Origin of the sequence: uncultured Dialister sp. (genome assembly GCF_900538805.1) — a bacterium.
Classification (GTDB): Bacteria; Bacillota; Negativicutes; order Veillonellales; family Dialisteraceae; genus Dialister.
The window spans coordinates 28,043-52,453 of sequence record NZ_UPZP01000004.1 but is presented as its reverse complement, the minus strand read 5'-3'; the positions used below and the strand labels follow the sequence as shown (position 1 = coordinate 52,453).

Sequence of the window (24,411 nt, the reverse complement as noted above, 5' to 3'; positions counted from 1 at the left end):
CTATGAGCCAAGAATTGTATCAGGCCTTTATGGTCATCATTAATTTTGCTGCTCTGGTGGTCGCCATTATTGCACTTTCTAAAAAGTAGCAATTGAAAAAAGCCATCCAATGGCTTGGAAGGCTCCTTTCAAATTAAACAATTCTGAGAGCGCCGTTTCCAGTCCACGGATGCCAGCTGTCTCTTTCTATGCCCATTATACCATAGAAAAGGTAAAAAACAACAGTATTAGTTTTCGATATAAGTGCCAATTATAACCCTCAGCGGCCAATGGCCGCTGTCAAACTTTAGAACCTTAAGAACCTTCGGACCAAAGGGCCGTCAATCTTCCCCTTTGAACCCGCGGCGGCAAAGCCGCATCAGTCCCATTTCTTCTGCGGCATTTTCTGCAGCATTTCCTCCGCTTCCTTTTCCATAATACCGGTCAAAGGCCGATGGAGAAGGAGGGCGAGGAGTTTTCTTTTTTCTTCCGATGCCGCTTCTTTGCGGAAGATTTTTTCTTTGGCCCGGTGGATGAGGATGTCCCGGGCTTCTTCGTACATGCTGTATTCGCAGGGGAGGATGGCGCGGACTTCCTGGTAGGTGTAGTGGGGATTTTCCTTCAGGATGAGGATGACCTTGTTTTTCTTCGTTTTAGCCAGTTTTCTTTGGCAGGCGGGGCAGATGGGAGACGAAGGCGGGCAGAGGCTGCCGCAGATGGAGCAGGGGTGGTAGCCGTCTTTGAGTTCTCCTTTCCTGATTTTCAGCACTTCTTCCATCATTTCCGCAAACTGGGGCCGCAGGGCCTCTTTTTTTACGTGTCCATCCACCCAGCTCCTTATCCAGGTCTCTTCTTCTTCCGTGAGGCTCTGGCTGTATCTTTTATGTTCCTTTTCAATGGTCTGGTTTACCGGATCCAGGGTGGTGAAGGGCTTGTAGGGTTTCTGGGGAGAGCCGGCCAGAAATTTGATATCCGTGAAATAGCGGCCGATTTCATCCTTTTGAAGTTCCTTCAGAATGTCCGCCTTCATCATGAAGAGCTGCTGCAGGAAGGTGGAGTTCGTGACCCTTACAAAGAGGAGGGGGCCCTTGCAGCCGGTAATGTAGGACTCTTCCGCCATCACGGCGCCTACGATTTTTTTCCACCGTTTTTGGAACAGGTAAAACTGGAAACCCTTATTTCCGAAAAGCTTCTGCCTCACGTCGGATTCCGTAAAGACGCCGGCAATGCTTTCCATGGTGCGGTACCTTTTTCCTTCCGGTTTCTTATCTTCTTCCATGGCGCTCCTCCTTTCTGTCTTTATTATACTATGACTGATAAGGGTTAATAGAAATTCTTTTTATGCCTTCATAGGGAAATATGTTTTATAATTAAGGGGAGAGAGTATTTTTTACAGACTGGAGGATGAGAAGATGGATGAAATCAAAGATGGTAAAGTGAATATTGATCGGTATCGGGTGAAGGAAGGCACCAAGGTAAGCCTGAAGAAATATCCCACTGCCTGTGATGTGGCCATTGACAAGGCAAAGGTGAAATCCCTCTATTTTCCGGAGGTCATTGAAAAGGTGAAGGACCTGCAGGAAAAGCTGTATGCCCAGAATACCTATGGCCTCATCATCGTGCTGCAGGCCATGGACGCTGCCGGTAAGGACGGCACGGTGAACCATGTCTTCGCCAATCTGGACCCCGGCGGCGTGAAGGTGGTGTCCTTCAAGCAGCCCACCAGCGAGGAAAAGGACCACGATTACATGTGGCGCATCAATAAAGCCCTGCCGGAGCGGGGGGATATCGGCATTTTCAACCGCTCCCAGTATGAGGACGTCATTGTCACCCGCATTCACGACCTGATTCACAAGGGCCAGCTCCCGCAGGACCTGATTCATAAGGACTTCTGGGAAGAGCGGTATGAACAGATTAACAACTGGGAGAAATACCTCCACCAGAACGGTTTCCAGATGGTGAAAATTTTCCTCCACGTATCGAAGAAGGAACAGCAGCGCCGACTCATGGACCGTATCATCAACCAGCAGAAGAACTGGAAATTCTCCATGTCCGATATCAACGAAAGACAGTACTGGGACCGGTACCAGGAGCTCTATGAGGAAATGATTTCCAAAACCTCCAAGGACATCTCCCCCTGGTACATTGTGCCGGCAGACAACAAGTGGTATACCCGCTATGTGGTGGCTCTCATCACCCTGCAGGCGCTGAAGAAAATCAATCCCCAGTTCCCGAAACTGGCGCCGGAAGTGGCAGAGCAGCTGGAAAAATTCAAGAAACTCATTTCCGAAGTGGATATCAAGTCGTTGGAAGAAATCAAGAATTCCATAGAGAAGGAGTAAGGGGAAACGGCTGCCGGCTGTCCGCTGTCAGCTGTCCGCTTACCGCTGGACTGATGAACGGTATTCCCGAACGCAAGGGAGCGCCCGCCTTCGGCGGAGGGGCGACAGCCCGTCGCTTCCGCGCGGGCTGAGGGTTGTGTTCGCTTACGCTCAGGGGGCGGAGAAACGGCAGCCCGCTTATCGTCTGTTGCCTTCCCGCCGACTTGTATTTACCATCGTTTGTCTCAAATGCGCCGCGTACCAAGATTCTTCACTTTGTTCAGAATGACGATAAGGGCAGGAAGGCAGTCCCGTAACGCTGACTTTATACTCATCGCCCGAAGGGCGATACCACCACCCTTTGAACCCTTTGAACCCTTTGAACCCTCTGAACCCGAGCCGCAGAGCGGCTCCCATAGCGCGGCCGCAGCCTTTGGCCAAGAGGGCCGTCAACCCTCACGCCCGAAGGGCGTGTCCAATTTGCATCGTACTATTTCAAGGAGAGAACCATTATGGAAAATCGAGGAAATCAGGAAGATGTGCCGGAGAAGACATATGACGGCCATGTGAAAATCGATATTGACCGCTATCGGGCCAGGGAGGGAGAGAAAATCAATCTGAAGAAGTATCCCACCGCCTGTGACACGGATGTGGACAAGGAGTCGGTGAAAATGAGCGCCTTTCCCAAGGCTTTGGAGGAGCTGAGCCTGCTGCAGGCCAAGCTCTATGCCCAGAGTACCTACGGCCTCATCATTGTGCTCCAGGCCATGGACGCCGCCGGCAAGGACGGCACCATACGCCATGTCTTTTCCCATCTGGATCCCAACGGCGTCCACGTGGTGTCCTTCAAACAGCCCACCAGCGAGGAAAAGGACCACGACTACATGTGGCGCATCAACAAGGCCCTGCCCCGGCGGGGCGACATCGGCATTTTCAACCGCTCCCACTATGAAGATGTGGTGGTTACAAGGGTGCATGACCTGATTCACCAGGACAAGCTGCCGAAGAACCTGATTACCAAGAACATCTGGGACATCCGGTACCGCCAGATTCGGGACTGGGAACGGTACCTGTGGGAAAACGGTTTCCACATGATTAAAATTTTCCTCCACGTGTCGAAAAACGAACAGCGGGACCGCCTGGCCCAGCGCATTCTAAACAAGAAAAAGAACTGGAAATTTTCCATGGCCGACATTAACGAAAGGCGGTACTGGGACCGGTATCAGGAACTGTACAGCGAAATGATTTCCGCCACCTCCACCGAAGAGGCGCCCTGGTACATCGTACCGGCGGACAACAAATGGTACACCCGCTACGTGGTCTCCCAGATCGTCATGAAGGCGCTGAAAGACATTGCGCCGAAATTTCCGGAAATGTCCAAAGAAATCAAGGACCAGCTGGAGGAATTCAGGAAACTCATCGAAAGCGGCAACGTGGGCATGATTGAAGAAATGGAAGACGTGCTGCAGAAATAGGGTTTCCTGTCGGTAAGAAACAACATAGTGCTAAACCGGATAGGAAACTTTTAGCAAACAGTTTCCTGTCGGTAAAAAGCACCATAGTGTCATGCCGGATAGGAAACTATTCGCAAACAGTTTCCTGTCGGTAATGAATACCATAGTGTCATGCCGGGTAGGAAACAATTCGCAAACAGTTTCCTGTCGGTAAGAAGCACCATAGTGTCATACCGAGTGGGAAACCATATGGTATAATATCCATAAGACTGGATACCTAGGGAAGCACTGATTAATTCATAGAGTCTGCTTTTATAAGAATTTTTATGCACTGCTTCGTTATGGGCTTCCTTAAATAGCTCGCTATTCGCGTCAGCCCATTCCTCGCATTGCATAAAAAATTCAAGAATAAAAGCAAACAATGATTTAATCAGCGCTTCCCTAGATGCGTCAATTCGCGAGGTGAATGATATGAAAAAAATACTTCTTATGCTGGCTCTGGCTGCTTCCATTTCCGGCGCGGCCTACGCCTCTCCCCAGACCTCCTTCAAAAAGGGAGAAACCGAAGTGAACGTGGGCATGTGGGACTCCTCCGCCCATTCCAACGGCTATAAGTCCGATGGAGAATGGAATTTCCTGGGCGGACTGACCTACGGAATTAACGACCGCTGGGCTGCCCAGTACCAGTACACCGGCCTTCATACGGACCATACCAATGGCAATATGAATGAAATCAATGCCCTCTATTCCCTCCATCCCCAGGTGGCTGCCTTTGCAGGGTGGAATCGGATTTCCATGAAGGACTTCCCAAGCCGCGTTTTCGGCTCCTCCGATGCCACCAACAACATCGCCCAGCTGGGCATCATCGCCCGACAGCCGGTGAATGATGTGGTGGACGTGTATGCCAAAGGCGCCGTAGGCACCGAATCCACCTCCATGTGGGAAGCAGGGGTGAACCTGGCCGTGGATAAGAACGTGGACCTGAATGCCGGCTACCACTACCTCAATACCCGGGGCGACAACGACCACAATGTTTCCTACAAGGGCTTCATGGCAGGCCTGTCCTACCGCTTCGGCGGCAGCGATGAAGCTGCCCTCCCTGTGGAAGAAGAAAAGAACTACGACTTTGAGGGAGAAACGGAACCTTCCACCGTGACCATTAAGCCTGCGGAAGGAAATGCGGATACCCTGGATGTACCGGCAGACACACCGGTGAAAGCTCCGGAAAACGACTACTACTTCAACAGCATCCATTTCAAGAGCGACTCCGCCGCCATTGACGATGCCCAGAAGGTGAACCTGGAAGCCTTCATTAAAAAGGCCAAGGAAACGGGCCACACCTTCAAACTGGTGGGCCGTGCCGACGCCACAGGCAGCGCTGACTACAACAAAGACCTGTCCGCCCGCCGCATTGAAAGCGTGAAACAGTACGCCGTGGACCACGGCGTGGACGCCTCCAAACTGGTGGCCATGGTCAAGGGTTCTGAAGATGGAAGCGGTGCCGAAGGACGGCGCGTGGATATTTTTGAACATAAGTAATCCATAGGAAATAAAAACCCCTGTGAAAACCGTTTGGTTTCACAGGGATTTTTGCGTTTCAAAAAGGAGGAAATCTGCATTCCCGGATGGCAAAAGGGTTCAAAAGGTGCAGAAGGTTCTGTCTGCCTTTGGCAGACGGGTTCAAAGGGTTGTGGTATCGCCCTTACGGGCGATGAGTTTATATGCCGCCGAAGGCGGCACTTATACTGGCGCCGCCAGGCGCCCACCACCTTTTGAACCTTTTGAACCCTTTGAACCCTTTGAACCCTTTGAACCTTTTGAACCCTTTGAACCCTTTGAACCTTTTGAACCTTTTGAACCCTTTGAACCCTTTGAACCTTTTGAACCTTTTGAACCCTTTAATGGCCCCTTTATTTATCCCATCAAAAGCGGCAGCAGCTCTGCCGGCGACGACATGATGACTTCGGCGCCGTGGGCAAGGAGGAAGGAGCGGGTGCGGAAGCCCCAGTCCACGGAAATGCAGGGAAGGCCGCTGTTTTTGGCTGTTTCCAAATCTACTTCCGAATCACCTATATACACCGCATCTTTCGGAGTGAGGTGGAAATCTTTCAGTATTTCCAGCACCATATCCGGCGCCGGCTTGCGTCGGATTTCTTTGTGATTTCCTATGGCCCGGTCAAAGAGGCGGGGAAAGAGAGCCTCCGCCAGCACCTGCACGTCCCGGTCATCCTTATTGGAAGCCACCGCAGTCAAAACGCCACGGCTCCGAAGGGCGGACAGCAATTCCGGTATGCCTTCGTAGGGCGCCGTCCTTTCCCTGCGGTGGGCAGCATAGTAAGGCACGAAGAAACCCTTCAGCTCCGTAACATCCTTTTCAGAAAAATGGTATCGGGAGAAAGGAATGGTACTGCCTACATACTCCAAATCCTCATCGGCACATCCCCCTTCCAGGGCCAGCACCTTCTCCATATCCGCGTCAATGCCGCAGCCGAAACAGAGCTTGATTTTCCCCTCTGGGAAATCATGGCGCTTCCCCAGGTTCGCAAGGGCATAATTGGAAGCATCCGTGAGGTCGCCGATGGTATTTAAAATGGTGCCGTCCATATCAAAAATAACTGCTTTGTACATGGTGTTCTCCTTTGGAGTTTAGTGGAATAGTGAGCTGGTGAACTAGTGAGCTGGTGAACTAGTGAACTAGTGGGCTGGTGAGATAGTGGGATAGTGGGATAGTGGGACAGTGAGACAGTGGGACAGTGAGATAGTGAGACAGTGGGAACAGTGGAACAGTGAGGCGGCTGGCCGCTATCCGCTGTCGGCTTACCGCTGTCCGCTTCCCGCCTGACGCTGTCATCCTGAGCGAAAGCGAAGAATCTCGGTACATGCCGTTAGTGTCTTGTTTGCTGATAAATACCAGTCGGCGGGAAGGAGCCGCCGTTGGCGGCTCTCCCCCTTTGGTGCCTAACGGCACCACCTTTCTCCTAAAGGGAAGCATGTCACTGGATTTTCGGGTCGCTGCGCTTCCCTACAAATCCAGTTCCTTTGCCACCCCTGACGGGGGCACAATAAAGCACTGATAAACTGTTACCTCGTAAGTCATGTTAAAATTAGGGATTATTGCTCAGGATGACAGTGGAAGGCGGGAAGGCAGTCCCGTAACGCTGTCTTTATACTCATCGCCGCAAAGCGGCGATACCACAACCCTTGGCCCAAAGGGCCGTCAAACCTAAGAACCCTCCGGCCGCAGGCCGGTCAATCCTAAGAACCTTTTTACACAACCCTTCTACACAACCTGCCGCCGGCAGGCGGTCCCAACCTGCGGCGAAGCCGCGCCCCTTTGCGCCCTTCAGGGCGCATCCTTTCCTCATTATACCCTTTCCCACCGGCAGGAAGAAAAACAAAAGTGATTATTTCCAGTCAATTTTTTCTGTTCACCGGTCTTTGATTCTGCTATAATGCTTTTTGAAAAGTTTTTGAAGATTCATGAGGAAAGAAGGAAATCAGGATGAATCTGACAACCATGCATGCAGTCATTATCCTCTTTACCGTGGCTCTGGTGATTGGTATCGGCATTTACCATTCCCGCTCTATCAAGTCCGCCGCCGGCTACAGTGTAGGCGGCAGGAGCGCCGGTGTTCCCCTGGTGGCGGGGAGTATTGCAGGCACCGTGGTAGGCGGCGGCGCCACCATCGGGACGGCGCAGCTGGCTTTTAATTTCGGACTGTCTGCCTGGTGGTTTACCCTGGGGAGCGGCATTGCCTTTATCATTATGGGACTCTTTTATGCAAGGCGCATGCGGGGCACGGGGCTGGAGACCATTCCTGAGTTCCTGTCTCTGAATTATGGGAAGAAGGCGGAGGAGCTTTCTTCTGTGATTTCATCCATCGGCATCCTTTTTTCCGCCGTGGCCAGCTGTCTGCCGGGGATTGAAATCATTTCCAGCCTGTCGGGACTGGACCCGATGATTTCATCGGTGGTTCTTATCGTCATGGTAATCGGCTATACCTTCTTCGGCGGCATGAAGAGTGCAGCGGTAGGGGGCATATTGAAAATGGCCATTATCTGGGTATCCCTTTTCGTGGCAGGCTTTGAAGCCTTCGAGGCTCTCTACGGTACGGCGGAGTGGGAGGCCCTTCCGGCGGTGGATCTGGACCTGTTCGGCCGGGGCTTTGAGCTTTCCATGGCCAATCTCTTTTCCGTTATTGTCGGTGTTCTCTGCACCCAGACCTATATCCAGTGCATTTTCTCCGCCAGCACGCCGGTGACCGCGGCCTTCGGCTGTTTCACGGCGGCCCTCATCGTCATTCCTGTGGGTCTTCCCAGCGTGGCCATCGGCATGTACATGCATGCCTTCGACCCCGGCGTATCGCCGATCCTGGTTCTGCCGGCGTACCTCATTAACCACACCTCCACCCTCATCGGCGGCCTGGCCATGGGCGGCATCCTGCTCTCTCTTATCGGAAGCATCGGCGGCCTGTCCCTTGGCATCGGCACCATGATTTCCCATGATATCATCATGCCCATCACGAAAATTACCGACGATTTGAAACTGCTGAAGGTGACAAAAATGACGGTACTGGCCGTCATGGTTCTGGCCTGCGTTATTTCCATTGCCAACAGGGGCTCCGAAGTGCTTTTCTGGAACTACCTCTCCATGGCCCTCCGTGGCGGCGGCATTTTCATCCCCTTCACCATAGCCGTCTTCCTTCCCGGCCATCTGACAAAGAAATGGGCAGTCATCTCCATGGCCGGAAGCACCCTGGCGGCCCTCCTTTCGGCTTCGGTGATACACCTCCCCATGGACCCGCTCTTCGTGGGGCTCATGGTGAGTGTGATTCTTATTATTCCGGGGATTCGGGTGAAGAAGATACCCGGAATGAAGGATTACGGGCTGTAGAGTCATGGGTGGCGCTGGACGGTATTCCCGAAAGAAGAGGGGAGGCGCGGCTGGCGCCGCAGGTTGTGTAGAAAGGTTGTGTTCGCTTCGCTCAAGGGGCATAGAAAAGGGTTCAAAAGGTGCAGAAGGTTCAAAGGGTTCAGAGGGTTGCGGTGGGCGCCTTTCGGCGCCAGTATATAATCCGCCTGTCGGCGGATATAGGTGTCTGCACAGCAGTCACCGCAGCGATGCTATATAACTACCCTGGGCCGGCAGGCCCTCAACCAGTCCGGGAGGCGTCAGCCGGTCCCGGACAGAACCCTTGGCGCCCAGGGCGTAAGCCCGGCGGCGCCATCAACCCTCGCCCGCGGAAGAGGGCGTCAACCTTCGGGAATACAGCCGCTCTGCACATATGCCTCTACCCCATGACTCTATGGCATAAAAAAAATCCCCGGATTGTTCCGGGGACTTTTTCATGGTTTTCAAGCTTCGATATCCACAGTATCCGGTCTGCCTGCATCATCAAGACCGAGATAAGCCACTTCTCTTACATGTCCGTCATAAGTGAGGGTTACATGATAATGGAAAGTCTGGCCATCGAAAATCTCATCGCCCAGCTGGATAGCTGTGGTATAGCTGTCCGGACGATATTCTCTGACTGTGTCGCCAACTACCGGGAACTGCAGGAAAATGTATTCCGCACCCTGGTATGTTACGCTGCCGTAAACACGCTTCAGATCTGCTACAGCGTATTTATCTACGCCGCACACAACAATACTTTTTTCAGTTACTTCTGCCATGTTTATCACCTCTACGACCAATTTATAGCAACGAACGATTGCTATTTCCTTATATAGTTTACCACTTTTTCATGATAAACAGAAGATTTTTAAGGGAAATATTTCACTTTTTCCGTAAAAAAGGAAAAACTTCTTTTGTAAAGGAAAATGGATGAAATTTCAATTTCCTTACTGTCCGCCGGCAGCTTCCCTCTCATGGCTGTGATGGCCGTCACAGACGCAGTGGAGCTTATTTTTGAAAATTTCGCCCATAATGCTGTATAACTCCTTCAGGGCCTCGGGATTTAAGGAATAAAAAATATTCTTGCCGTCCCGCCGGTCGATGATGAGGCCCGACTCCACCAGCACCTTCATGTCATGGGACAGGGTGGGCTGGGTGATGGCAAAGGCCTGCTGCAGCTTGCATGCACACTGCTCCCGGCAGGAAAGCATGTCCACGATTTTCAGCCTTTTGGGATCGGAAATGGCCTTCAGAATTTTGGCGGTGTCAATATAAATCTTTTCCATACTGTCTGAACTCCTGTGATAAATAGAATTATTTCTATAGAGAGAGTATCAAAGAAAGGGGAGTTTGTCAAATGGGGGTAGAAAAAGGGTTCAGAAGGTGCAGAGGGTTCAAAGGGTTCAGAGGGGGTGGTATCGCCCTGGCGGGCGATGATTATAAATGCCGCCTGCGGCGGCGTTCTCCTTTGTTACCTTTATCAGATTTTTCCATGGGAAGTGCCATGAAGTGAGGATAGGAGGAGAGCAGTCAGAATGTACAGACAGGGAGTAAAGAAATCCTAAATCCAATGAAACTCATCCCGTGAAGTGGGTTTGTATTTTATTTACAGGTGTGGCAGGTGAGAGGGCTTGCGCCGCCGACAGGCGGTATATATTTATCGACGCCAAAGGCGTCGATACCACCACCCTCTGAACCTTATGAACCTTTTGAACCTTCTGAACCCTGATTTCATAAGAAACTCATATTTCCTTATGAAATCAACGGTCTCTTTACCCCTTTTTATGTTATAATTATAGAGACTATCTATGAAAGGAAACGACCATGGGAACTATCATCAGCATCATCAACCAGAAGGGCGGCGTAGGGAAGACCACCACGGCGGTGAACCTGTCGGCGTACCTGGCAGACAAGGGGAAGAAAACTCTTCTTATCGACGAAGATTCGCAGGGAAATTCCACCAGCGGTCTCAGCAGGTCCGTGGATTTTGAAAAGAGCCTGTATGATGTGCTGCTGAATGACACGGCTCCGGAGGAGGCGGTGGTGAAGACGGCCATCCATAAGCTGCACCTGCTGCCGGCGTCCATCGACCTGGCGGGGGCGGAAATCGAAATCGCGCCGCTTCCGGAAAGGGAGTCCCTCCTGAAGCGGAAAATCGAGCCCCTCCGGGAATCCTACGATTACATTCTCATCGACTGTCCGCCGTCGCTGGGGCTCATGACGCTGAATGCCCTGGTGGCCTCCGATTCCATTATTATTCCTATCCAGGCGGAGTTCTATGCCCTGGAGGGGCTGTCCCAGCTGGTGAAGACGGTGCAGGTGGTTTCCCGGAAAATGAATCCCCGCCTCCATATTCTGGGCATCCTTCTCACCATGTTTGACGGCAGGACGAACCTGTCCCTCCAGGTGGCGGAGGAAGTGAAGAAATATTTCGGCTCCAAGGTGTTCCGCACGGTGATTCCCCGGACGGTGAAGCTGTCGGAGGCGCCCAGCTTCGGGGAGCCGGTGCTCACCTATGCGCCCAAGTCCAAGGGCGCGGAGGCCTACAGGAAGCTATGTCGGGAGGTTTTGAAACGTGAATAAGAAGAAATTGGGACGGGGCCTCGGCGAGCTTCTGGGAGACGCCCTGGACGATACAGGCAGGGTCATGGACATTTCCATTGATGAAATTTCACCAAACCCCTGGCAGCCCCGGCGGGATTTCGATGAGGAATCCCTGAATGCCCTGGCAACATCCATCAGGGAAAACGGTCTCATCCAGCCGGTGGTGGTGCGGAAGAAGAAGGACGGCACCTATGAGCTGGCAGCCGGCGAAAGGCGCTGGCGGGCGGCCAAAATGGCAGGCCTTACCGTTATTCCCGCCATTTCAAAGGAATACGATGACCGGTCCATGGCGGAAATGGCGCTGGTGGAAAACCTGCAGCGGAAAGATTTGAATCCCGTGGACGAAGGCATGGCCTACCGGAAGCTCATGGACGAATACGGTCTCACTCAGGAGGGCATTTCCCAAAAAGTGGGAAAGAGCCGTCCCTACGTGGCCAATATGGTCCGTCTTCTGGACCTGCCGGAGGAAGTGAAGGATTTCCTTTCCAAAGGACAGCTCACCGCCGGCCAGGCAAGGCCCCTCCTGGGGCTTGAAAGCGATGCGGAAAAAGTGCAGCTGGCCCGCCGCATCGTAAAGGAAGGCCTTTCCGCCCGGAAGGTGGAAGATATCATCCGTGAAGGAAAGGAACCAAAGAAAAAAGAAGATCCGCCGGCAGCGGCCTTTATGAAGGCGGTGGAAGAAAAACTGGGCCTTTCCGTGGGGTCCAAAGTACGTATACGCATAGGGAAGGGGAAGAATGCCCACAAAGGCACCATTTCCATTTCCTTCAGTAATGACGAGGAATTTCAGCGCATCGCCGATATTCTGAATCAGAATCATGAGTCAAGATAGGTGGAGTTTCTGCAAATATGATGAATCCCAATGCATTCATGTATGCCGCAGTCGGCATCATTGTTATTATTTTTCTTTTTATTCTCCTGCAGTATGTGCTGCTTAGAAATAAGGTAAACCGTCTTTCCAAAAAATATAAATACTTCATGAACGGCGAAGACGGCGGTTCCATTGAACTGAAACTGTCCACCGAAGTGAGGGAGCTTCGTGAAATGGTGGCTTCCTCTGAAAATATGCTTCACCAGCAGGAACTGCTGGCCACCATGCAGCTCCAGTCCTTCCAGAAGGTGGGCCTGGTGCGCTACGACGCCTTCGACGATACCGGCGACAAGCTGTCTTTCTCCCTCACCGTACTGGACGGAAAGAACAACGGCTTCATCCTCTCCTCCCTGGCCGGCCATGACACCTCCCGCATTTACGCGAAAAAAGTGGTGAACGGCCAGTGCCGGGAAGCCCTTTCTTCGGAAGAGGCGGAAAGTATCAACATCGCCCTGGACACCCTTATGCCGGACATGGCGGAGGGAGCAGCGGGCCAGGCAGCTCCGGCAGCGCCGGAATCCCAGCCCCAGCAGCATAAGATTGACATGGCCAAGGGAAAGTAGAAAGCTTCGCTGCGGGCTCTGTAAAAAGGTTCAAAAGGCGCAGAAAGCTCAAAGGACCCGGAGGGTGGAGGCGAGAGCAACTTGAGAATCCAGTGGGTCGGTGACAGCCGTGCTGTAGGGGAGTGTTAACGACCTGAGAATCCTGTGACACGCTTCACACTGTGGCGAAGGTGGTGCCGCAGGCACCAAAGGGGGAGCCGCCGAAGGCGGCATATAAAAATTTCATCGCCCAAGGGGCGATACCATAACCCTCTGAACCCTTTGAACCCTAGAACCCTCATGCATTCGGGAATACATCCGGATGTGCAAATTGAAAGACATGTAATGCCCGGAATATGGGGATACTTCCGGCAGTTGATTTCATATAAAAGGTAATCCATGAAGAAAACAGAAAACAAAGACACCGGAGAAGTGACCTTCTCCTTTACGGACAAAGAAATCAAAAAACTGAAAATTCTATCCCTGGCAGGCGCTGCCGTTTTCGTTTTAAGCCTGGGCACAGCGGTGTATGCCGCCGTTTCCATGAACTCTTTGAAGAGTGAGAATGAGCTGTACAGGAACCAGCTGAAAATGGCGGAAGAAAAGATGGATGCCCTGTCCGACAAGACAAAGACCATTGAAAAGCTGTCCTCCCAGCTGCAGGATATGATCCAGGCCAATAACAACGGCGCAGGACAGAATATTTCCACCTCCGGCGAAGGCGGCCAGGGCGGCGCTTCCACGGTGCCCGATAAGGCAAGAAATGTGAAAGCCTCGGAACATGAAAATGGCGCAGACAGCGAAAACCATGAGATTTCCACCCCCGGCGAACTATTAAGCAGCATGAGAAAACTGGATAAACGTCTGGACAGCCAGATTAAAACCATGATCGTCCTCCGGGAAAAACTGATGAATGAAACCTATGGCATGCAGGCCCCTCTGCTCCATACTTCTTCCACCACCCCCGACATGTGGCCCGTGAAAGGTACCATTTCCAGCACCTACGGCTTCCGGTCAAGCCCCGGCGGCATCGGCTCCACCTACCACGAAGGCATCGATATTGCCGTGGACTACGGCACACCTGTGGAAGCCACCGCCTCCGGCGTGGTGACCCAAGCCGGCTGGGTAGGGGGCTACGGCAACCTTGTAGAAATCAAACACGATGGAGGTCTTGTCACCCGCTACGGTCACAACTCCGCTCTTCTCGTCACCGTGGGGCAGCAGGTGGAACAGGGCACCGTCATCGCCCTGGCCGGCAGCACAGGAAACAGCACCGGACCCCACTGCCACTATGAAGTCCGGATTAACGGCGACGCCGTGGACCCCACCTACTTCCTTCCGGGAAACTACTGATAAAAACGCAGCGCGTCATAAGGACGGGCTGCGTTTTTTGAAATGTTTCACGTGAAACAATGGGGCGTAAAGAAGCTCCATTGTAAAGGGTTCGCAAGTTTGATGGTCTATGGGCCAAAGGTTCTTAAGATTGACAGACGCTTTGCGTCTGAGGGGTGTGGTATCGCTCTGCCGGGCGATGAGTGATATAATTTTGCGAAGCGGTACTATATCACTCCCCATAAATCCTCTTGCGCGGCGGAATACCATTCATCAGTTCAGCGGAAAGCGGTAAGCCGACAGCGGTAAGCGGCCCGCCGCCTCACTGTCCCACTGTCTCACTATCCCACTAGCTCACCAGCTCACTAATTCACTATTACACTAATAAGGAGTCCCCCATGACCGATACCATTGAACAAGGACAGGAACTGCTTTTGAAAGGCGATTTTTCCGCCGCCCTTGCCATGTATACCCGTTTGTATAAAGGTCCTTACAGCGATGAGGACAGAGGCATTGCCGCCGGCATGCTGGCCCAGATGTATGCCTGCGGCATGACAGGAGAGGTGAACGACAAACTGGCCGACGATTTCCTGGCCAAGTCCGTGAAGCTCCAAAGTCCCCTGGGCCTTTTCATGGTGGAATCCAAGGACCCGGATATTCCTTCCGCTGATTTCGAAAAGCTGGTGAAAAAGGTGAAAAAACTGGCGGATAAGGGAAATACCTTTGCTATGATAGAAATGGGTCTCATGTATGAATTCGGCCACCATCGGAGGGTAAACCTGAAAAAAGCGCTGGAATGGTACGAAAAGGCCGCCTCCCTGGGCCATGTGGACGCCATGGTGCGGGCCGGATGGATTCTTGAAAATGAAGATTTCAAGGAATACGATAAACACAAAGCCTTTCTCTGGTACCTGAAGAGCGCCGCCATGGCCTATGGAAACGGCAAATGCCAGCTGGGCTGCTGCTACCGTGACGGCATCGGCACGGAAAGGGACATGAGCCGTGCCCTCATCTGCCTTGAAAAAGCGGCCGCCCATGGTTCCACTGAAGCAGCCATGGTGCTCTATGAAATCTATTCCGGAGAAGGCATGGAATACGAAGAGGACAGCCGGTTCCGGGACAAAGAAAAGAGCTTCACCTATTTGAAACTGGCAGCGCAGCGGGGCGAAGGCGAAGCCCTCCTGCGTCTGGGCCAAATGTATTACAAAGGGGAAGGCACAAAGGCGGATTCGGAAAAAGCGGAGCAGTGCTACAGGAAAGCCTGGGACGCAGGAAATACCGTAGCCGGCACCATGCTGGGCCTCATTAATATCTACGGCAAAGGAGACCCGGAAAGCATGAAAAAGGGGATTTCCTATCTGAGCCAGGCATCCCAGGAGGGGGATAACGATGCCTTCCGCGAACTGGCATTGTGCATGCTCTATGGACGGGGTGTAGATATCAATGAAGAACTGGGGCTGAAAGTACTGGAAAACCTGGCGGAAGAAGAAAATGAACCGCTCAGCATCACGGCCCTGGGTAACTGGTATATGAATCAGAAAGATCCGGAAAAAGCGCTGCCCTATTTCAGGCAGGCGGCGGATCAGGGCGAACCAAATGCAGAATTCGCCCTGGGGTACTGCTACCTTTCCGGCACCGGAGTCCCCCGGAACCTCAGAAAAGCCCAAGAACTCCTCCAGCGCGCCGCCATGAAGGGACAGGCGGAGGCAGAAAAAGTGCTGAGAACTCATTTTTCATGAAACACAGTGGAACTACGCCGCTCTGTCATTTCGAGCGGAGCGAAGCGGAGTCGAGAAATCTCCCATCGGAAAGTTTCCTGTCGGTAAGGAATACCATTGCGTCACGCCGGACAGGAAACTTTTCGCGAATAGTTTCTTGTCGGTAAGGAATAACACTGCGTCAAGCCGTATAGGAAACCCTCCGCAAACAGTTTCCTGTCGGTAAGGAATACCATTGCGTCACGCCGTATAGGAAACCCTTTGCGAATAGTTTCCTATTGAGATGAAACACATTGGAGCCGCGCCGCTCTGTCATTTCGAGCGGAGCGAAGCGGAGTCGAGAAATCTCCCATCGGAAAGCTTCCTGTCGGTAAGAAACGCAATGGTGTCAAGTCGAACAGGAAACCCTTCGCAAACAGTTTTCTGTCGGTAAGAAACACCATAGTATCAAGCCGGACAGGAAACCTTTCGCAAACAGTTTCCAGTCGGTAAGGAATACCATTACGTCACGCCGGACAGGAAACCCTTCGCGAATAATTTCCTGTCGGTAAAAAGCACCATAGCGTCACGCCGCACAGGAAACCGATTTCAAAAGAAAGGAGCCAGACCATGGCAGAAGGAGAAAGACTTTTTTTACAGGGAAAAATTGATGAAGCCTATGAAGAACTGCTGAAGGAAAAGAGCGGCCGGGCCCTGTACCTTCTGGGGCTCATTGAACGGGAAGGCTATGGCCACCGAAGGGCGGACGAAGAGAAGAGCCGCCATTTCTTTGAAGAAGGAAGAAAGCTGGGAGATCCTCTCGCAAGCCTCTCCCTTTTCCAGGGCGAAACGGGGAAGGACATGTGGGACACGGTGAACCAGGATTTCTCCCGCGTCCTTCTGGCCGCTAACCGGGGCGACGTGCTGGCCATGGACGAAGCCGGCCTTTTCTATATGGGCAGCGGTATCATCCTGGATTATGAAGAAGGGGTGAAATGGCTGGCCAAGGGCGCTTTCTATGAATACTGGAAAGCCCTCTATGACCTGGGCATGTTCTACCATGAATACAATTTCACGGAAGACAGGGAAAAGAAAGCACTCACCTGCTTTCAGAAGGCCGCCGAATTCCACGACAGCGAAAGCGAATATATGCTGGGCCTTGATGGAGCCATGAAGGCCCGGACGGATAAGGATCTGGAGAAAGCCATTTCCTGGCTGGAAAAATCCTTTGACCACGGCAACGAAGAAGCGGCCCTCCTTCTGGGGAAATTGTACGAAGGAACCGTGGACGCAGATATGGAAATCAGGGAGTCCCCGGAAAAAGCCCGCCGCTGGTACGAAAAAGCGGCAGGGCAGGGCAGCGGCGAAGCCATGGCGGAACTGGCCTTCTACTATGAAAAGGGAATCACCGTGGAAAGGGATATGAAAAAAGCGGTGAATCTTTTGAAAGACGCTGCCATCAACGGATACGAAGAGGGCCTGTTCTCTTTGGCCCTCCTCTACCTGGAAAATGGAAAAGAAGATGAAGCACTGCCCTACATGGAAGCGGCTGCAGCCAAAGGAGAAGAACGGGCCCTCTACATGGCAGGCATGATGTACCTCTACGGCAAAGGTACAGAGCCGGACAGGGAAAAGGGCATAGACTATCTGAAGGGCGCCGCAGACCAGGGCTCCGAAGAAGCGGTGGAAGAACTGAAGAAACAGGGAGTATATGCAATTTAGCGGGCTGGTTGGACAGCTGTCCGCTATCGGCTGTCCGCTTACCGACGGGCGCTGGAGCGTATTCCCAAAAGCAAGGGGGCAAAGGGTTCTTAAGATTGACGGGGCTTTCGCCCCGAGGGTTCTTAAGTTTGACACAGCCTGCGGCTGTGAGGGTTGTGGTGGGCGCCTGTCGGCGCCAGTATAAATGCTGCCTTCGGCAGCACCCCAATTGATGGCTGGCGCTGCCACCTTGCCCGCGGGGAAGCGTGTCACTGGATTCTCAGACATCGGGCCGGATATCTATCGGAAGGCGCCTTTATGGGCAGGCTAGGCGCCAACGTATCCGGCCTTGCGTATTCTATGCAGAATACGCACCTTGCGGCTCCCTACGAATCCAATGACATGCTTCCCTTTAGGAGAAGTACCGCCGCAGGCGGGGATAGGGGAGCATTTCCAACGGGCGCAGCCCGGTTGTATGGTTTTCCATTCCGCGAAGCGGAATTATAAGACTCATCGCCCGAAGGGCGATACCACCACCCTCTGAACCCTTTGAACCTTCTGAACCCTTTGAACCCTCACGCCGCAGGCGTGTCCAATGGCGATACCACCACCTTCAACCGCCGAAGGCGGCTGTTGCCCCCTGAGCGAAAGCGACGCAACCCTTCTACACAACCCGCCGCCCACAGGCGGCCATAACCCTCGGGACGAAGTCCCGTCAACCCTCACGCCCGACAGGGCGTGTCCAAATATCCACAAGAAACGAGGAATCACAATGACGGAATTGGAAAATGCTGAAAAACTATTTCAGGCCTATCAGGTGAAAGAGGCCTATCCTCTCTTCCAAAAGCTGGCGGAGGAAGGGAACGGCAGGGCCCTTTATTTCCTGGCCCTCTATGAACAGTACTACCTGGGAGCGGCGCCCTTTTCTCCTGAAGGAGCTATCGAAAAAGCCCTTAAGGGGGCCCGGGCGGGAGACGGTCTCTGCGGTGTGTACTGCATGCTCCATTTCGACCTCCTGAGCCATGAGGCCTTCCATGAAATCATGGACGCCAAAGAAAAGTGGATTGACGCAGCAAAGAAGGAAAGTGATGTCTTTGCCCTGGAAGCCCTGGGCTGTCTCAGCGTGGTGCATGGCAAGACGGACGAAGAAGTGCACACGGGCCTCCATCTGCTGGAAGCGGCGGCTCTGCAGGGATACTGGAAAGCCTGGAACGATCTGGGCCAGTTCCATGACCGTCATGTGAAGGATAACAATCCTCTCCTCAAAAAATACGTGGACGATAAGAAATCCCTGTCCTCCTACCGGAAATCCATGGAAGCCGGCTATCCGGACAGCATGAACCGGCTGGCCTATTTCTACTATCTGGGGGACGGAGTGGCGAAAGATGAAAAGGAGGGCATCCGTCTCTTCAAGAAGGCCTTTTCCAAGGGCCATCTGAAGGCAGGCACCGCCCTGGGCATGCTCTACCTCTTTGATGAAAAGGGAGGAAGCAAAAAAGAGGGCTTCCGGTACACGAGAAAGGCGGCGGAAGGAGGAGAGCCCACAGCCATGGGCAACCTGGCCAACTGCTATGATTATGGAAACGGCACGAAAAAGGACCGCCGCCTGGCCAAAGAATGGTATCAGAAGGCCTCTGACGCCGGCATGGATTCCTCCACCACCCAGCTGGCGGTGATGTACCACGAAGATGGAAATGACCGGAAAGCCTTCGCCCTTTTCCAAAAGGCCGCAGACCGGGGATTCCCGGAAGCCATGGGATGGCTGGCCGCCTGCTATCAGTACGGCTACGGCACCGAGCCAAGCAGTCTGGCAGCGGTGCAGTGGCTGGAAAAAGCGGCTGCCCTGGGAAGCTCCGAGGCGGAAGAAGCACTGCAGTACCTTCATCAAGAATTAAAAGGAAATGAGTTATGAGCCTTCAGATTTCAAAAAAATTCTCCGGAATCCTTCTCTCCGCCCTTCTGGCCGGAGCTTTGACCCTTCCTGCTTTTGCGGAAGAAGGAAATATAGAAGACCTGCTTCTCCAAAGTGCCCTGGCCGCCGGCAGGGAAGAGGGGGCCGTTCCGGCCCAGGTTGAAGAAAAGGCGGAGCCCCAGGAAAAGCTCATCCTCCTCACCTGGCAGGAGGACCCGGAATCTGTGCGCTACGAAGTGGAAATTTTCCGGGGGCTTCCGGAAAATCTGAACAGGAACAGCCCCGTGGAAAACCACCTCTACGACAACCAGCGCATTTACACGAACCAGGTGCTGGTGGACTTGGCTGCCTTTCCTCCGGGGGAAGCACCCCTTTATTGGCGGGTGCGGCCCATTGACGCCAACTGGCAGGGCATGGGCCCCTTCTCTTCTCCCATGGAAGTGAGAAGCACCATGAAGCCGGTGAGTCGAAATGCCCCTTATCCCCATGTCTACCATCCGGGAAACGGCTCCACCCTGCTCTATCCCGTCTATTCCTATGCAGGAAATCCCGGCGCTGCCAGTTACGAAGTGGAAGTGATGGACCGGTATCCGGAAAATCCGGATGGCACGGCGCCGTCAAAGTACCGGGTCTTTTCAAAAACCACCACCCTTTCCAATGTGTACGACGACAACCCCCGAATCGGCACCTTCTACTGGCGGGTGCGGGGCATGGATGAAAACGGAAATCCCCTGGGTATCTGGAGCCTTCCGGAAAAGGTGAGGACAAACCCCGAAGAACACTTCGAAGTCGGTATTTTCGGCGACAGCATCACCCAGGGCGGCGGCCATCTCTACCACAGCCCCGCCGACATGGCCTACAGCTACGTTACCTACCTTGATTTCCCGGCCGTCAACATGGGAAGAAGCGGTGACACCACGGAAATGATGGAAGACCGCTTCGACCGTGACGTACTTCCCTTCCATGTGAAATACCTCCTCATCATGGGCGGCATCAACGACCTTCGTATGGGCGCGGACCCCCAAAAGGTTATCGGCCATCTGGAAGCCATCCGGAAGAAATGCGAAGAACACCACATTGTGCCCATCCTCTTAACCATCGTTCCCATTAACCCGGAAAACATCCAGAAATACTACGGCGACGTCACCTACAGCGGCTGGAAGGAATCGGTGGACACCGTAAACAGCTGGATCCGTACCCAGCCCCACATCGACACCGCCGGCCCCTTTGCGGACTACTCCGTCATGCCGGGAGAACTGGCCATGGACGGCATCCACGGCGACTGGAACGCTAAGCAGATGATAGCGGGAGAAATTAACAGGCACATGGGAGAGTTCAGGAAATAGGGGGCAGTGTGAGTGTGCTAGTGTGCTAGTGTACTAGTGTACTAGTGTGGCAGTGGAGGAGCTGTCTGCTTCCCGCTGTCCACCGTCATCCTGAGCGCCAGCGAAGGATCTCGGTACGTGGAGACAGTGACTCATTAGCCAGTAAATACCAGTCGGCGGGAAGACATCAGACCGGCAGACGGCAGACATCAGATGGCAGACGCTATATTCCCGAAAGCAAGAGGGTTCAGGCGCCTTCGGCGCCCAGGTTCTATCGGTCATGTGCTGGCACACTGACCGATGGGTTCCGCCCGCAGAGCGGGCTGGTTCAGAGGGAGTTATATATGCTGCCTGCGGCAGCGCCCCCTTTGGTGGCTGGTGCCACCACCTTTCCCCCCGCAAGCGGGGGCACTATGGATGCTCAGCAGCGTTCCATATGATTCTGTTGGAAACTATAGAGAAGCCCATTCTTCCCCCTGAATAGGGGGAAGTCCCGCAAAGCGGGATAGGGGGTGGCCGCCTTTAGGCGGCCAATCATCGCAATGCGATTCCTGCCTATGAATCCATACCAACTCGGACTCAGCCAACTGCTAATTGCTAACTGCTGTTGCCTCTATGTTAAGTACGCAGCGCTGCCGCCGACCACGGCCAGCCGACAAAAGGAAGGCCCTTTTATGGGCAGGTTAAGGGCAAACTTTGGCTGACTTGGAGGTCCTATGCAGGACCTCCACAGCATATAAAACTCATCGCCCGATAGGGCGATACCTTCCCCTCTGAACCCTTTGAACCTTCTGAACCCTCTGAACCCGGGTCGCTTCGCGGCCCCAGATTGTTTCACGTGAAACAATGGAGATAATCTATGAACACAAAACTGATGATTTCCACCATACTGGCAGTCCTTCTCACCGCAGGTACCGTTTCTGCAGAGGGGCTGCTTCATTTGTCCTGGGAGCCGGACTACGATGCCGTGAAGTACGACGTCATCTTCAGCCGGCTGGAAGCGGGGAAGCTGGTGAAGGTGCAGGAAACCACCGCCTACATGAGTGACATGCTTCTGCCGCAGGCCGGGCGGCTTCGGAATCCGTCGAATCTGTACTGGCAGGAAAGGCCCCTTGATTTTGACGGTTTCCCCATAGGAAACGAAAGCAGCCCCCAAAGACTGGCCGATTCGGTGACGGAGATTTCACGGAATGCGCCCATTCCGCGGCCCGACAGGAGCGGCGAAAAGGGCGGTGCCCTGCTTTATCCGGTCTATTCCTACATTGGAAATCCGGGGACTGCTTCCTATGAAATCGAAGTCCTTTCCGCCTATCCCGAAGATACCGAAGGCAGCGCCCATTCTATCTATCATATAGGGGGCGGTGACTTTCTATATACCGATTTCTACGATGACACGCCCCGCTTCGGCACCTGGTACTGGCGGGTGCGGGGAAAGGATGAAGAAGGAAATCCGGTGGGTGAGTGGAGCCTTCCCCAGAAGCGGCAGTTTTCCACGGAAGGCTGGACCATCGGCCTCTACGGAGACAGCATCACCCATGGCGGCGGCCGCATGTCCTACGGCCCCAACGACCTGGAATACAGCTACGGCCACTATCTGGACTTTGACACGGTAAACCTGGGAGATTCCGGAAATACAAGCCATGACATGGTGGAACGGTTCGACCGGGACGTGCTGCCATTCCACTTGAAATATCTCCTCATCATGGGCGGCAGCAACAGCCTTCGCGGCGGCGTGCCGGCGGAGGATGTAATAGAAGATTTAAAGGAAATCCAGCAGAAATGCAGGGACCACGGCATCATCCCCATCCTCCTCACCCTGCCGCCTATCAACCCCAAAAGCATAGACAAAGTCTTCCACGAACCCACCGCCGAAGGCTGGGAAGAGGCCTTCCAAAGGGTGAATGCATTCATCCGCACCCAGCCCCACATAGACACCGCCGCCGCTTTCCCATACGATAACGTTATGCCCGAAAACCTGGCCCTGGACGGCCTCCACGGCGACGTGGAAGCGAAAAAGCGTATAGCCGCTGTGATAAACAGGCATATAGGGGAGTTTGTGAAATAGGGGACAGCTTTCCGCTTACCGCTGCGCTGTATTCCCGGACACAAAGAGGGGCGCCGCTGACGCGGCAGGTTGTATAGAAGGGTTGTGTTCGCTGGCGCTCAGGGGGCAATGAAATGGCTGTCCTTCTGCGGCATAATACCCATTGGCCGACAGGGCGATACCACAACCCTCAGCGGCTTTGCCGCTGTCAAACCTAAGAATCTTAAGAACCTTCGGCCCGAAAGGGCCGTCCACCTTCCCCTTTGCACCTTTTGAACCCGGGGCCGCCTGCGGCGGCCCCTTTAAGTTATCCACATTCTGTTCAAAACTCTGTGAATTCCTGTGGAAATTCACAGAAAATAAGTCCGAAATCACAGGCGTTATCGACAAAATTAATCACAGAGATTCACACCATGGTTATTCACAACCTGTGAATTAGCAGTGAAATAAAGTTGCCTGTCGGTAAGAAACACTGTGGCATCACGCCGGATAGGAAACCATACGCAAAAAGTTTCCTATTGAAATGAAACACAGTAAAGCTATGCCGGACAGGAAACTATATGCAAAAAGTTTCCTGTCGGCAAGAAACACAGTGGAGCCACGCCGGATAGGAAACCATACGCAAAAAGTTTCCTATTGATAAGAGAGACAATGGAACCACGCCGGATAGGAAACCATACGCAAATAGTTTCCTATTGAAATGAAACACAGTGAAGCTATGCCGAACAGGAAACTCCCAAAAATCATATTGACAAAGCCTCTCATTTAGCATATGTTAAATACAGAATATTGAAAAATTTCGTAAAAGGAGACTTATGATGAATATGGATATTTTCTGGGGATTGTTTATCCCCTTTCTAGGCACGTCCCTGGGGGCGGCTTGTGTGTTTTTCATGCGGGGAAAGATGCACCTTTCCGTGCAGCGGGGGCTCACGGGATTTGCTTCCGGCGTCATGGTGGCGGCTTCCATCTGGAGCCTTCTGATTCCGGCGCTGGAGGAATCTTCTTCCTTGGGGAGGCTGGCTTTTATTCCTTCGGTCATCGGTTTCGGCGGCGGCATGGCATTCCTCCTGCTGCTGGATCATGTGATTCCCCATCTCCACATGGGGGCGAAGGAAGCGGAGGGGCCCAGGAGCCATCTGGCCAGGACCACCATGCTGGTGCTGGCGGTGACGCTGCACAACATACCGGAAGGTATGGCGGTGGGAGTGGTGCTGGCGGGGTTCCTCTCAGGCCACGGCGATATTACCTTCGCCTCCGCCATGGCCCTGTCCCTGGGCATTGCTATCCAGAATTTCCCTGAAGGTGCCATCATTTCCATGCCCCTTCGGGGAGCGGGCATGGGAAAAATGAAATCCTTCGCCGGCGGTGTGCTGTCGGGGGCGGTGGAGCCCATAGGCGGTTTCATTACCATTCTTTTGACCTCCCTCATCGTACCCCTCATGCCCTACCTCCTGTCCTTTGCGGCAGGGGCCATGATGTATGTGGTGGTGGAAGAGCTGATTCCGGAAATGTCACAGGGTGAGCATTCCGATGTCGGCGTCATTTCCTTCGCCCTGGGGTTCATGGTTATGATGACCCTGGATGTGGCGCTGGGATAATAGTGAGCTGGTGTACTAGTAAGCTGGTGAAATAGTGGGGCAGGGGAGAGGCTCTCCGCTTACCGCTGGCAGCCTTCCCACCGACCTGTATTTACTGCCGATTGATTCATATGCACCGGGTACCAAGATTCTTC

19 protein-coding genes are annotated in these 24,411 nt (G+C 53.3%); 15 read left to right on the top strand and 4 right to left on the bottom strand.

Translation table 11 applies throughout. The features are described from left to right. The first annotated feature begins 2 nt into the window (after positions 1-2). Positions 3-89, top strand: a complete 87-nt coding sequence (locus QZQ29_RS09250) for a putative holin-like toxin (RefSeq protein WP_363316360.1) — start codon at positions 3-5, stop codon at positions 87-89. Positions 90-358: 269 nt separating this feature from the next. On the opposite strand, the gene QZQ29_RS00990 is transcribed toward QZQ29_RS09250, so the two are convergent. Next, complete coding sequence (locus tag QZQ29_RS00990; protein ID WP_296958598.1) at positions 359-1,258, bottom strand: DciA family protein; 900 nt, start codon at positions 1,256-1,258, stop codon at positions 359-361. Positions 1,259-1,391: 133 nt separating this feature from the next. Between QZQ29_RS00990 and QZQ29_RS00985 the strand changes: the two genes are divergently transcribed. The 3 genes from QZQ29_RS00985 (at position 1,392) to QZQ29_RS00975 (ending at position 5,293) form a co-directional block, all read left to right on the top strand. After that, complete coding sequence (locus tag QZQ29_RS00985) at positions 1,392-2,321, top strand: PPK2 family polyphosphate kinase (RefSeq protein ID WP_296958596.1); 930 nt, start codon at positions 1,392-1,394, stop codon at positions 2,319-2,321. A gap of 491 nt (positions 2,322-2,812) precedes the next feature. Next, positions 2,813-3,775 (top strand): polyphosphate kinase 2 family protein, encoded by a 963-nt coding sequence (locus QZQ29_RS00980; RefSeq protein WP_296958594.1) that lies wholly within the window; start codon positions 2,813-2,815, stop codon positions 3,773-3,775. Positions 3,776-4,225: 450 nt separating this feature from the next. Next, positions 4,226-5,293 carry an OmpA family protein gene (locus QZQ29_RS00975; protein WP_296958592.1) on the top strand — a complete coding sequence of 356 codons (1,068 nt, stop codon included), beginning with the start codon at positions 4,226-4,228 and terminating at the stop codon, positions 5,291-5,293. A gap of 375 nt (positions 5,294-5,668) precedes the next feature. On the opposite strand, the gene QZQ29_RS00970 is transcribed toward QZQ29_RS00975, so the two are convergent. Then, the gene (locus QZQ29_RS00970; RefSeq protein ID WP_296958590.1) at positions 5,669-6,382 is read right to left on the bottom strand and encodes an HAD family hydrolase; all 714 of its coding nucleotides are present in this window, start codon (positions 6,380-6,382) and stop codon (positions 5,669-5,671) included. An 874-nt stretch (positions 6,383-7,256) separates the two neighbouring features. Here QZQ29_RS00970 and QZQ29_RS00965 point away from each other — a divergent pair. Then, on the top strand, positions 7,257-8,648 hold the full coding sequence (locus QZQ29_RS00965; RefSeq protein ID WP_296958588.1) for a sodium:solute symporter: 1,392 nt from the start codon (positions 7,257-7,259) through the stop codon (positions 8,646-8,648). A gap of 461 nt (positions 8,649-9,109) precedes the next feature. Here the strand turns inward: QZQ29_RS00965 and QZQ29_RS00960 are convergent, their stop codons facing one another. Both QZQ29_RS00960 and QZQ29_RS00955 read right to left on the bottom strand, forming a co-directional pair. After that, a complete protein-coding gene (locus QZQ29_RS00960) occupies positions 9,110-9,427 on the bottom strand; it encodes a glycyl-tRNA synthetase (protein ID WP_232217322.1) in 318 nt (105 codons plus the stop codon). A gap of 168 nt (positions 9,428-9,595) precedes the next feature. After that, positions 9,596-9,934: a metalloregulator ArsR/SmtB family transcription factor gene (locus QZQ29_RS00955; protein WP_296958585.1), complete on the bottom strand. Its 339-nt coding sequence runs from the start codon at positions 9,932-9,934 to the stop codon at positions 9,596-9,598. Between the two features lie 538 nt (positions 9,935-10,472). Between QZQ29_RS00955 and QZQ29_RS00950 the strand changes: the two genes are divergently transcribed. The 10 genes from QZQ29_RS00950 to QZQ29_RS00905 all read left to right on the top strand — a co-directional run bounded on the left by QZQ29_RS00950 (position 10,473) and on the right by QZQ29_RS00905 (position 24,277). Beyond that, positions 10,473-11,231, top strand: a complete 759-nt coding sequence (locus QZQ29_RS00950; protein ID WP_296958583.1) for a ParA family protein — start codon at positions 10,473-10,475, stop codon at positions 11,229-11,231. Continuing rightward, complete coding sequence (locus QZQ29_RS00945; RefSeq protein WP_296958582.1) at positions 11,224-12,084, top strand: ParB/RepB/Spo0J family partition protein; 861 nt, start codon at positions 11,224-11,226, stop codon at positions 12,082-12,084. The genes QZQ29_RS00950 and QZQ29_RS00945 overlap by 8 nt, the downstream gene beginning before the upstream one ends. A 17-nt stretch (positions 12,085-12,101) precedes the next feature. Beyond that, entirely contained in the window at positions 12,102-12,686 is a 585-nt protein-coding gene (locus QZQ29_RS00940) for a DUF4446 family protein (protein ID WP_296958580.1), read from the top strand. A gap of 378 nt (positions 12,687-13,064) precedes the next feature. Then, positions 13,065-14,018: a M23 family metallopeptidase gene (locus tag QZQ29_RS00935; protein WP_296958578.1), complete on the top strand. Its 954-nt coding sequence runs from the start codon at positions 13,065-13,067 to the stop codon at positions 14,016-14,018. 377 nt (positions 14,019-14,395) lie between these two features. Beyond that, positions 14,396-15,736 (top strand): tetratricopeptide repeat protein, encoded by a 1,341-nt coding sequence (locus QZQ29_RS00930; RefSeq protein ID WP_296958576.1) that lies wholly within the window; start codon positions 14,396-14,398, stop codon positions 15,734-15,736. Between the two features lie 588 nt (positions 15,737-16,324). Next, positions 16,325-17,416, top strand: a complete 1,092-nt coding sequence (locus QZQ29_RS00925) for a tetratricopeptide repeat protein (protein WP_296958574.1) — start codon at positions 16,325-16,327, stop codon at positions 17,414-17,416. 751 nt (positions 17,417-18,167) lie between these two features. Continuing rightward, complete coding sequence (locus QZQ29_RS00920; protein ID WP_296958573.1) at positions 18,168-19,307, top strand: tetratricopeptide repeat protein; 1,140 nt, start codon at positions 18,168-18,170, stop codon at positions 19,305-19,307. Continuing rightward, positions 19,304-20,653, top strand: a complete 1,350-nt coding sequence (locus tag QZQ29_RS00915) for a GDSL-type esterase/lipase family protein (protein WP_296958571.1) — start codon at positions 19,304-19,306, stop codon at positions 20,651-20,653. Before QZQ29_RS00920 ends, QZQ29_RS00915 begins: the two co-directional genes overlap by 4 nt. An 838-nt stretch (positions 20,654-21,491) precedes the next feature. Continuing rightward, on the top strand, positions 21,492-22,697 hold the full coding sequence (locus QZQ29_RS00910; protein WP_296958570.1) for a GDSL-type esterase/lipase family protein: 1,206 nt from the start codon (positions 21,492-21,494) through the stop codon (positions 22,695-22,697). A 797-nt stretch (positions 22,698-23,494) separates the two neighbouring features. After that, entirely contained in the window at positions 23,495-24,277 is a 783-nt protein-coding gene (locus tag QZQ29_RS00905) for a ZIP family metal transporter (protein WP_366663859.1), read from the top strand. Positions 24,278-24,411 lie beyond the last annotated feature (134 nt).

Bases quoted from the DNA above. Each gene is read 5' to 3' on its own strand.
- QZQ29_RS09250 (WP_363316360.1), top strand. From the start codon at position 3: ATGAGCCAAGAATTGTATCAGGCCTTTATGGTCATCATTAATTTTGCT.
- QZQ29_RS00990 (WP_296958598.1), bottom strand. From the start codon at position 1,258: ATGGAAGAAGATAAGAAACCGGAAGGAAAAAGGTACCGCACCATGGAA.
- QZQ29_RS00985 (WP_296958596.1), top strand. From the start codon at position 1,392: ATGGATGAAATCAAAGATGGTAAAGTGAATATTGATCGGTATCGGGTG.
- QZQ29_RS00980 (WP_296958594.1), top strand. From the start codon at position 2,813: ATGGAAAATCGAGGAAATCAGGAAGATGTGCCGGAGAAGACATATGAC.
- QZQ29_RS00975 (WP_296958592.1), top strand. From the start codon at position 4,226: ATGAAAAAAATACTTCTTATGCTGGCTCTGGCTGCTTCCATTTCCGGC.
- QZQ29_RS00970 (WP_296958590.1), bottom strand. From the start codon at position 6,382: ATGTACAAAGCAGTTATTTTTGATATGGACGGCACCATTTTAAATACC.
- QZQ29_RS00965 (WP_296958588.1), top strand. From the start codon at position 7,257: ATGAATCTGACAACCATGCATGCAGTCATTATCCTCTTTACCGTGGCT.
- QZQ29_RS00960 (WP_232217322.1), bottom strand. From the start codon at position 9,427: ATGGCAGAAGTAACTGAAAAAAGTATTGTTGTGTGCGGCGTAGATAAA.
- QZQ29_RS00955 (WP_296958585.1), bottom strand. From the start codon at position 9,934: ATGGAAAAGATTTATATTGACACCGCCAAAATTCTGAAGGCCATTTCC.
- QZQ29_RS00950 (WP_296958583.1), top strand. From the start codon at position 10,473: ATGGGAACTATCATCAGCATCATCAACCAGAAGGGCGGCGTAGGGAAG.
- QZQ29_RS00940 (WP_296958580.1), top strand. From the start codon at position 12,102: ATGATGAATCCCAATGCATTCATGTATGCCGCAGTCGGCATCATTGTT.
- QZQ29_RS00935 (WP_296958578.1), top strand. From the start codon at position 13,065: ATGAAGAAAACAGAAAACAAAGACACCGGAGAAGTGACCTTCTCCTTT.
- QZQ29_RS00930 (WP_296958576.1), top strand. From the start codon at position 14,396: ATGACCGATACCATTGAACAAGGACAGGAACTGCTTTTGAAAGGCGAT.
- QZQ29_RS00925 (WP_296958574.1), top strand. From the start codon at position 16,325: ATGGCAGAAGGAGAAAGACTTTTTTTACAGGGAAAAATTGATGAAGCC.
- QZQ29_RS00920 (WP_296958573.1), top strand. From the start codon at position 18,168: ATGACGGAATTGGAAAATGCTGAAAAACTATTTCAGGCCTATCAGGTG.
- QZQ29_RS00915 (WP_296958571.1), top strand. From the start codon at position 19,304: ATGAGCCTTCAGATTTCAAAAAAATTCTCCGGAATCCTTCTCTCCGCC.
- QZQ29_RS00910 (WP_296958570.1), top strand. From the start codon at position 21,492: ATGAACACAAAACTGATGATTTCCACCATACTGGCAGTCCTTCTCACC.
- QZQ29_RS00905 (WP_366663859.1), top strand. From the start codon at position 23,495: ATGAATATGGATATTTTCTGGGGATTGTTTATCCCCTTTCTAGGCACG.